The sequence below is a fragment of the Kocuria sp. UBA1838 genome (assembly GCF_002338785.1).
Classification (GTDB): domain Bacteria; phylum Actinomycetota; class Actinomycetes; order Actinomycetales; family Micrococcaceae; genus Kocuria; species Kocuria marina.
Genome location: NZ_DDIY01000005.1, coordinates 57924 through 66340, shown reverse-complemented (window position 1 = coordinate 66340; position 8417 = coordinate 57924). Strand labels below are relative to the sequence as shown.

Genomic DNA, 8417 nt, shown 5'->3' with positions numbered 1-8417 from the left:
GGGACCACGGTCTCGCGGTAGAACGCGGCGGTGAACTCGGCGTCCCGCACGATCTCGGCACCACCCGCGGCTACGATGGAGCGGGCATTGAGTGCCTGCTCACCGTTACCGATGGGCAGGGGCACGAAAACGGCGGGCAGACCCACGGCGGCGACCTCGCACACCGTGGCCGCGCCTGCGCGGGCCACGAGCAGGTCCGCGGCCGCGTAGACCTTCTCCATCCCGTCCACGTACTCGGTCTGGACGTAGTTCGGCGCGCGCAGCAGCTCGCCGTCCGGGGTGCGCACTTCCTTGGCGCGCCCCGTCACGTGCAGCAGCTGGTACCCGTGCCGCGCGACCTCCCCCGCAATCGCGGCCACGGTCCGGTTCAGGGACTGGGCACCGGAGGAACCACCCGTGACCACCACGGTGGGCAGGTCCGGGTCCAGCCCAAGCGCCGCGCGGGCCTGCGCGCGTTCCGCGGTCCGGTCCAACGTGGCGATTTCACGCCTCATGGGCATGCCCACGGTGCGCGCACTACGCAGCGGGGTGTCCGGGAAGGCGGTCGCCACGACGGACGCGAACCGGGCGCCCACCCGGTTCGCCATCCCGGGCTTGGCGTTGGCCTCGTGGATCACCACGGGGATCCGACGTCTCGCGGCCGCGAGGTACACGGGCGTGCACACGTACCCGCCCACGCCCACGACCACCGTGGCCTGTTGCGCGTCCAAGATCCGGCCGGCCTGGCGCACCGCGGCGGACAGCCGACGCGGCAGGCGCGCGAGGTCCAGGGACGGCTTGCGGGGCAGGGGCACGCGGTCGATCAGTTCGAGGGGTACACCGGCCTGCGGGACGAGCCGCGTCTCCATGCCGGAGGCAGTGCCCACGGCGCACACCGTGGCGTCCGCGCGCAACTGCTGCACGGCGTCGGCGATGGCCAGCAGGGGGCTGATGTGCCCCGCGGTGCCGCCACCGGCGAGCACCACGCGGGCGGATCCGGCCCGCTTTTGCTGGTGGTCGATGTCGTGCGTGGTTGTCATTCTCGTCCCTTTCCGAACCGCTGGGTCACGCGCTGCGCCCACGACGTCCGGGGGCGTTCCGGTTGCGTGGCCAGCCCGCGCTCGTAGGCCTCCTGGTCGTCCAGGATCTGGGTGCCCGATGCCGCCCCGGACCGTCCGGGACCCACACGCACCGAGCGCGGGACCCGGGCGAAGGACATGACCACGCCCACGGCCGCCATGGTCATCAGCAGCGCGGATCCACCGTAGCTGATGAAGGGCAGCGGGATACCGATCACCGGGAGCAGGCCAGTGACCATGCCCAGGTTCACGAAGGCCTGGCCCACGAGCCACGTGGCCACGCACGCGGTGGTGATCCGCACGAACGTGCTGCGGGTGCGCAACAGGATCCGGGCCATGGCCACGACCATCACGATGAACAGCGCCAGGATGATCACGGTGCCCACGAGGCCGAGTTCCTCGCCGATGATCGAGAAGATGTAGTCGTTGTGGGCCTCGGGCACGTAGTTGTATTTGAGCCGGGACTGGCCGAGCCCCACGCCCCACCAGCCGCCGGTGGCCAGGGCGTTGAGTCCTTGCTGTGCCTGCCAGCACGCGTCCGTGGCGCCGCACTCCCCGAACAGCCACCCGGTGATCCGGTCCAGACGGTGCGGCGCAGTGATCACGAGGAACAACCCGCCCAGGACGAGGCCGGCCGCGCCCACGAGGAAGATCTTCAGGGGTGCGCGCGCGAACCACAGTGCCGCGGCGTAGATGAGGCAGAACACGATGGCCGTACCGGCGTCCCCGCCGGCCAGCGTGAGGAGGGTGGGGACCAGGAATCCCACGACGGAGGGCCACAGGGCCGGCTTCCAGTGCTGCGCGACCGCATCTCCCTGGCGCGCGAACATCGCCGCGAGCCAGATGCACAGCGCGAGCTTGGCGAACTCCGAGGGCTGGAACGACTGACCGCCCAGCACGAGCCAGTTGCGGTTGCCGTTGACCTCCCGCCCCAGGGGTGTGAACACGAGCAGGGACACGAGCACGCTGAGACCCCACAGCACCCACGCGATCCGCGTGTAGAAGTGGGGTGGCACCATCGACAGCGCGAACATCGCGATCAACCCCACGACCCCGAACAGCGCCTGGCGCGCGAACAGGGCGTACGCCGAGCGACTGTCGGAGATCGATTCCACCGCGGACGCGGAGAGCACCATCATCACGCCGATGCCGGTGAGCAACACCACGCACCCGGCCAGGGCGTAGTAGGAGTGGAAGAGCGGGCCGTCGGTGAGCTGGTGCCACCAGCCGCGCATCCTGGTGCTCAGGGCGGTCGATCGGGTGCCCGGCTCCGCGAGCTCGGCTGCCCGGGGACGTTCGGGGGTGCGGGTGGCCATCAGAACCCCAATTCTTCGTGCACGACGTGCATGAACGCGTTGCCGCGGTCCGCGTAGTCGGCGAACTGGTCCATGGACGCGGCCGCCGGTGCCATCAGCACGGTGTCCTTGGGCTCGGCGTGTTCACGGGCCAACCGCACGGCCCGGCGCATCACGGCGTGCCCGTCGGTCGGGTCGATGCCGGAGTCGTCCGGTGCGGTGCCGCCCTGGCCCGGGGTCGCCGCGAGGACGGGCACGTCCGGGGCCAGGCGGGAGAGCGCGTCCAGCAGGGCGGCGTCGTCCGTGCCGATCACGACGACCGCGCGCAGCCGGCCTGCGTTGCGCTCCACGAGGGTGTCGTACGTGACGCCCTTGGAGAGCCCGCCGGCGATCCAGACCACGGAGTCGAACGCGGACAGGGACGCCTGCGCGGCGTGTGGGTTGGTGGCCTTGGAGTCGTTGATCCAGCGCACCCCGTCCGATTCGGCCACGAGCTGGATCCTGTGTTCACCGGGGCGGTGGGCGCGCAGTCCGTCCCGCACGGCCTCGGGGCTCACCCCGGCGGCGCGCGCGAGCGCCGCGGCGGCGAGCGCGTTGGCCACGATGTGGCGCGTGGGGATGGAGCCGGTGTCCTCGATCGATCCGATCTCGGCGGCGGTCGTGATGCGCTCTGCGACGAACGCTCGGTCCACGAGCAGGTCGTCCACCACGCCCACCATGGACAGCCCCGGGGTCTGCGTGGTGAAGCCCACCGCACGGCAGCCCTCGAGCACGTCCGCTTCCTCCACGAGTTCCTCCGCGCCGTCCTGTTCGGCGTTGTACACGCACGCGACCCGCGTGTTCTCGTACACACGGGACTTGTCCGCGCGGTAGTTCTCGAAATTGCCGTGCCAGTCCACGTGGTCCTGGGCCACGTTGAGCACCACGGAGGCCAGGGGCGAGACGGAGTGCGTCCAGTGCAGTTGGAAGCTGGACAATTCCACAGCCAGGACGTCGTACTCCACAGGATCGCGCAGTGCGTCCAGGATGGGCGTGCCCACGTTGCCCACGGCCACGGCCTTGAGCCCGGCGGCCTGCAGGATGGAGGCGGTCATGCCCACGGTCGTCGTCTTGCCGTTCGTGCCCGTGATGCACACCCATTCGGGGGTCTTGCGCCCCGCGCGGCGGTTCACGCGCCACGCGAGTTCCACGTCACCCCAGATCTGGATGCCCTCCTCGCGCGCCGCGGCGAGCAGCGGGTGGGTGGGCGGGAAGCCCGGGGACGTGATCACGACGTCCGGGCGGGCCCCGGCCACGTCCGGGACGCTCGTCATGGCGTCCGGCCCCAGGACGACGTCGCTCGCGCCCACGATCTTCAGGGTGTCCGCGCTCTGCCGATTGCGTTCGGTGTCCCGGGAGTCCAGGACGGTGACGAGCGCACCGAGTTCGATCAGGGTGTCCGCCGCGGCGAAACCCGAGACCCCGATCCCGGCGACCACGGCGCGCAGACCGGACCAGGGCGCGTCCCAGCTGGTCAGCTCCGCGAGGCGGGGGTTGTCCAGGACGGGGTTGTCGTTGCTCGCGTGCATCATGTCTGGTCTGTGCCTCATCCTCGTGTCGGTCGTGGGTGGTCTCGCGGGTGACCGGCGCGCTCCGCCGCCCGAGAGCGGGGTGCGCGCCGCGCGGTCAGTGCAGCGCTTCCGCGCCGGGGAACGCGCCGCCGTTGTGCAGCAACCAGTCACCGTAGAACACACCGAGCGCGGCGGCCACGAACAGACCGGCGATGATCCAGAATCGGACCACGATCGTGACCTCCTGCCAGCCCTTGAGCTCGAAGTGGTGTTGCAACGGGGCCATCTTGAAGATGCGTTTGCCGTGGGAGAGCTTGAAGTAGCCCACCTGCAGGATCACGGACAGGGTGATGATCACGAACAGGCCGGCGATCAGGATCAGCAGCAGTTCGGTGCGGGAGAGCACCGCGAACGCCGCGAGCGCGCCGCCCAGGCCGAGCGAGCCCGTGTCCCCCATGAAGATCTTCGCCGGGGACGTGTTCCACCACAGGAACCCGATGAGCGCACCCACCAGGGCCGCGGCCACGATCGAGAGGTCCATGGGATCCCGAACCTCGTAGCACGCCGCCTGTGCCACGTTCTCGCACAGGTGCCCGGCCTGCCACAGTGTGATGAGCATGTACCCGCTGAACACCAGGATGGACGCGCCCGTGGCGAGCCCGTCCAGACCGTCCGTGAGGTTCACGGCGTTGGTGGTTCCGGTGGCGATCAGATTCACCCAGATCACGAACAGGATGGCCCCCACGATCGGCCCGGCGAATGCGAGGTCCACGCCGGTGTCCCGGGTCCAGGAGATCGCCGTGGAGGCCGGGGTGTGACCGGCCTCGTCCGGGAAGAACAGCACGAGCAGCGCGAACGCGATCCCGATGGCCCCCTGCAGGGCCATCTTCCCGGCAGCGGTCAACCCGAGGTTCTGTTTCTTGGAGATCTTCTTGAAGTCGTCCAGGAACCCCACCAGCCCCATGCCGAGCATCAGGCCGAGCGCCAGGACGCCCGAGAGGGTGATCCCACCGTTCTCAGGCCACGCGATCACGCTGATCAGGTGGGTCACCAGATAGGCGGCCACGACCGAGAGCAGGATGGCCACGCCACCCATGGTGGGGGTGCCGCGCTTGGTCTGGTGGGACGTGGGTCCGTCGTCCCGGATGTACTGGCCGTACCCGCGCCGGGCGAGCACCCGGATCAGGGCGGGCGTACCGAAGATCGAGAACACGAGGCCGAGCCCCGCTGCCACGAGCAATTGGATCACGGGCTCAACCCTCCTGGTGGTTCGTGTCGGTGGTGGCCTGGGCCACCCGGTCCCCCAGGTGCTGCAACCCCGCGGCGTTGGACGCCTTGAACAACACGATGTCCCCCGGGCGCAGCGTGTCACTCAGGTACTGCTCGGCGTGCTCGGTGTCCGGGACCCAGGCCGCTTCCTCACCCCACGAGCCCTCCAGGGTCGCAGCGGTGTAGACCGGCCGGGCGACCTCCCCCACGGCCACGACATGCGAGACGTTCAACCGCACGAGCAACTGCCCGAGGTCCGCGTGGGCGGTGATGGACTCGTCACCGAGTTCGAACATGCCACCCAGCACGGCGATCGTGCGCCGCGCGGGGTGCTCCTCGTCCCCGCGGCCCAATTGGGCGAGGGTCTGCAGGGCGGCCCGCATGGACTGCGGGTTAGCGTTGTAGGCGTCGTTGATCACGGTCACGCCGTCCGGGCGCTCCGTGCGTTCCATCCGCCACCGCGAGCGGGGGCCGCGGCCCGTCAGACCCGCTGCGATCTCGGCCGCGGGGACCCCGGCGCCGAAGGCCACGGCGGCCGCGGCCAGCAGGTTGGTCACATGGTGCGCACCGATCAGCTGCGAGTGCACCGGGTGGGCGGAGCCGTCCGGGAAGTGCAGCGTGAAGGCGGGGCACCCGTCGGTACCGACGGTCACGTCCTCGGCCCACACGCGCGGGTCCTCGTGGGCCGGGTCGTGGGCGTCGGGTCCCTGCCCGAAGGAGATGATGCGCGCGTCGGTGCGCTCGCGCATGGCACGCACGCGGGCGTCGTCGTCGTTGAGCACCGCGGTGCCGTGCGCGGAGAGGCCCTCGACCATCTCGCCCTTGGCGCGCGCGATGTTCTCCACGCCACCGAACTCGCCCGCGTGGGCCGAACCCACGCACAGTACGGCGCCCACGTCCGGGCGAACGGTGTCGCACAGGTAGCGGATGTTGCCGATGTGCGTGGCGCCCATCTCGATCACGAAGTACTCGGTGTCCTCGGTGGCCGTGAACACCGTGAGCGGGACACCCACCTCGCCGTTGTACGAGTTGCGCGGCGCGACCGTGGGGCCCTGCGCGGCGAAGATCCCGTGCAGCAGGTCCTTGGTGGTCGTCTTGCCCACCGAACCCGTCACGGCCACCACGGTGACCGGGTGCGCGGCACGCAACTGCTCGAGCACGTGGCTCGCGAGCGCGCCCATCGCGAGCACCACGTCTGCCACGACGACGCAAGGGTACGGAGCCCCCGCGTCGTCGGTCACCACGCGTTCGGTCAGGTGCAGCACCGCGCCGGAGTCCGCGGCGGCCGGCACGAAGCGGTGCCCGTCCGTGGTCTCGCCCGGCTTGGCGACGAACAACGCGCCGTCCGTGACTTCCCGGGAATCGGTCGTGACGGAGGTGACGGTCACGGACTCGGGGTCCGGGACCCCCGCGAGCTCACCGTTCACGGCCCGCGCGAGCTGCGCGGCGGAAATGGCAATCATTGCTGCTCCTTCGTGTCCGCGTGCAACGCCGCCAGGGCGTCCCGCAGCTCTTCACGGTCGTCCAGGTGCACGACCACGCCGTTGAAATCCATGGCGGTCTCGTGACCGCGGCCCGCCACGATGATGGCGTCGTCCGGGTGGGCCATGCGCACTGCGGTGCGGATCGCGGTCGCGCGCGGTTCGATGACCAGCACGTCGGTGGCGCGAGCATGGTTCGCGACGGCCTCACGAGCGCCTTGCGCGACTTGCTCCCGGATGGGAGCGGGTTCCTCGGCGTGGGGATCGTCGTCCGTGATGATCACAACGTCCGCCTCCTCCGCCGCGACCCGGCCCATGATGGGGCGCTTGGTGGTGTCGCGCTCGCCGGTGGCGCCGAAGACCACGATCACGCGACCGCGCCCGTCCTCGGGGGTCACGGCGCGCAGCGAGCGCGCGAGCGCGTCCGGGTTGTGCGCGAAGTCCACGAGGGACGTGGGCCGCGTGCCCACAAGTTCCATGCGTCCGGGCACGCCCGCGCTCAGGGGGTCGTGCTCGTCCAGGACGCGTTGCAGGGTGTCCAGTGCCACGCCGGAGTCCAGGACCATGAGCACGGCCAGCGCCGCGTTGGCCACGTTGAACTCACCGGGCAGTCCCGTGTGCATGTCCAGCGCGCGCCCGTCCGTGTGCCGCAGCGTGAACGCGTGACCGATGCCCCGGCGGGTCAGCGAGCGCAGGGTCCAGTCCGCGGCGTCCGCCCCGCCGGTCCCGACGGGGGCGGTGCCTTCCGCATCGCTCGCGTCCTGACGCGTTCCTTCCGGGCCGCGCAGGGCAACGGTCGTGACGTTCTCCGCACCCAGGTTCTTGCGGGCCCGCTGCGCCATCGCGGCGCTCCACGGGTCTCCGTCCCCCAGCACGACGACGCCGCGGCTCGTGCGCTCGCGCGTGAACAACTGCGCCTTGGCCTCGAAATACTCGGCCATGGACCCGTGCAGGTCCAGGTGGTCCTGGGTGAGATTGGTGAACCCAGCGACGTCGTAGTGCACCCCGTCCACCCGGTGGAACTCGAGGGCGTGGGACGAGACCTCCATGGCGGTGGCGGTGATCCCGCGTTCACGGGTCAGGGCCAGCAGGGAATGCACGTGCGGAGCCTCTGGCGTGGTCATGCGTGACGGGATCGGCGTGTCCCCCGCGAGGATCTCGATGGTGCCGATCAACCCGGTCATGTGACCCAGGGCGCGCAGGATCGAGGTGATGAAGTAGGTCGTGGTGGTCTTGCCGTTGGTGCCGGTCACCGCGAAGAGCTCCTGGCCGGTGCCGTCCGCAGGTTGGGAATCGTAGACCGCGCGGGCCACCGGACCCACCCATGAACGGGGTTCGGGGCTCACGAGCACCGGCAGGCCCACGCCCGTCTCGGCCACGGACCGCGCGCCGTCCGGATCGGTGAGGATCGCCACGGCACCGGACGCGGCGGCGTCGGCGGCGAATCGCGCCCCGTGGACCTTGGCGCCGGGCAGCGCGGCGTAGAGATCACCCGGCTGCACCTCCCGCGAGTTCAGGACCACTCCCGTGACGGGAGCGGTGGTCCCCGTGGGGGCGGGGACCACCCGCGCGCCCGTGAGCCGCGCGAGCTCCTCGAGCGAGTGGGCCACGGGCCGAGACGGACGCAGACTCTGCGCGTCGGTCCCTTCTTGGGCAGATGCCACCATAGAAATCCTCTTCGAACCTGTCTGTGGACGTACCCCGTCCACCCGGGCCGGTGTCTCACCGGTCGTTGCTGCCGCCATGTGCTTCTGTGTGGGAAGT

Annotated in this window: 6 protein-coding genes; all 6 read right to left on the bottom strand. The window is 70.5% G+C overall.

The window, feature by feature from the left end:
• Positions 1-1019 (bottom strand): undecaprenyldiphospho-muramoylpentapeptide beta-N-acetylglucosaminyltransferase (murG, locus tag B3I25_RS02070; protein ID WP_286737655.1); only part of this gene is annotated, 1019 nt, incomplete at its 3' end.
• A complete protein-coding gene (gene ftsW / locus B3I25_RS02065) occupies positions 1016-2374 on the bottom strand; it encodes a putative lipid II flippase FtsW (protein ID WP_286737654.1) in 1359 nt (452 codons plus the stop codon). The genes murG and ftsW, both read right to left, overlap by 4 nt.
• The gene (gene murD / locus B3I25_RS02060) at positions 2374-3924 is read right to left on the bottom strand and encodes a UDP-N-acetylmuramoyl-L-alanine--D-glutamate ligase (protein WP_098054570.1); all 1551 of its coding nucleotides are present in this window, start codon (positions 3922-3924) and stop codon (positions 2374-2376) included. Before murD ends, ftsW begins: the two co-directional genes overlap by 1 nt.
• 94 nt (positions 3925-4018) lie before the next feature.
• Entirely contained in the window at positions 4019-5152 is a 1134-nt protein-coding gene (gene mraY, locus B3I25_RS02055) for a phospho-N-acetylmuramoyl-pentapeptide-transferase (protein ID WP_064845739.1), read from the bottom strand.
• Positions 5153-5156: 4 nt separating this feature from the next.
• Positions 5157-6635: a UDP-N-acetylmuramoyl-tripeptide--D-alanyl-D-alanine ligase gene (locus B3I25_RS02050; RefSeq protein WP_193519398.1), complete on the bottom strand. Its 1479-nt coding sequence runs from the start codon at positions 6633-6635 to the stop codon at positions 5157-5159.
• A complete protein-coding gene (locus B3I25_RS02045) occupies positions 6632-8320 on the bottom strand; it encodes a UDP-N-acetylmuramoyl-L-alanyl-D-glutamate--2,6-diaminopimelate ligase (protein ID WP_286737653.1) in 1689 nt (562 codons plus the stop codon). The genes B3I25_RS02050 and B3I25_RS02045 overlap by 4 nt, the downstream gene beginning before the upstream one ends.
• Between the last annotated feature and the right edge of the window lie 97 nt (positions 8321-8417).